The organism is Caballeronia terrestris (assembly GCF_001544515.1).
GTDB lineage: Bacteria > Pseudomonadota > Gammaproteobacteria > Burkholderiales > Burkholderiaceae > Caballeronia > Caballeronia terrestris.
This window is the reverse complement of sequence record NZ_FCOL02000478.1, coordinates 1-1,072: the sequence shown is the minus strand read 5'-3', so window position 1 is coordinate 1,072 and position 1,072 is coordinate 1. Positions and strand designations below refer to the sequence as shown.

The window sequence follows — 1,072 nt, the reverse complement described above, 5'->3', positions numbered from 1 at the left end:
ACGATGTACACCATCATGATTGCGAACAGCACCACGGCGATCGCGGCCGAATAGCCGATCCGGTAGTACTTGATCGCCTGGTCGTACATGTAATAGGCGAGCACCGTCGAACTTTCGAACGGCCCTCCTCCGCTCATCACGGCGATCAGATCGAAGCTGCGCAGCGCGCCGATGATGGTGACCACGATTGCCATGAAGGTCGTCGGTCGCAGTTGCGGGAGGATCACGTGCCAGAGCATCGTCCAGCCGCTCGCGCCCTCCATGCGCGCCGCCTCGATCTGCTCCGAATTTAGCGACGTCAACCCCGTCAGGTACAAGATCATGCAGTACGCGGTTTGCGGCCAGAGCGCCGCGAAAATGATCCCGAACGTGACATAGCGCGGATCACCGAGGACAGGCACGCCGTGTCCGAGAATCAGCTTGAGCAGGCCGAAGGTCGGGTCGTAGAACCAGCTGAACATCAGGCCGACCACCACGCCCGAGAGCACGAAGGGCGCGAAGAACAGCGATTTGACCACACGGATGCCGGCCACCGCCTGGTTCAGATACAGCGCGATGCCGAGCCCCATCGGTGGCGCGAGTAAAAAGAGCGCGAGCCACAGCACGTTATTCTTCAGCGCGGTGTAAAACGTCGGCGCCTGAAACAGTTCGACGTAATTCCCGACGCCGACGAATGTCTTCTCCGCCATCCCGTCCCAGTTATAGAAACTGAGCCCGATACTCGACAGGATCGGCCATATCACGTAGATGCCGACCATCACGCATGCTGGCGCGAGAAAGAGGAACGCGGCGAGCCGCTGCTGACGCGCCGTCGCCGAGGCGCGACGACGGCGACGCCGCTTCGTCGCGGGTAGAGCCAGGGTGTCGGTTGATTGCATGGTCGTGCTCCTTACATGAGCGGCGCACGTCGGGCGCGCCGCTCAGCCGCGTGCTTCACTTCTTGTAGATGCGCTGGCGGGTCGCTTCGAGTTGCGCGAGGATCGAATCGAGCTTCGTCGGATCGGAGATGAACTGCTGCATGCCCTTCATGCCTTCGTCCGCCATTTCCTTCGTCATGTCGCGATCGTAGAAC

The 1,072-nt window shown here is 61.1% G+C and carries 1 protein-coding gene and 1 pseudogene; both read right to left on the bottom strand.

Annotation, left to right across the window (positions count from 1 at the left end; all coding sequences use genetic code 11):
* On the bottom strand, nt 1–878 hold an 878-nt coding region (locus AWB67_RS38395; RefSeq protein ID WP_087660906.1), incomplete at its 3' end, for a carbohydrate ABC transporter permease.
* 55 nt (nt 879–933) lie between these two features.
* Nucleotides 934–1,072 (bottom strand): annotated as a pseudogene (locus AWB67_RS40500) (carbohydrate ABC transporter substrate-binding protein); the annotation flags it as partial.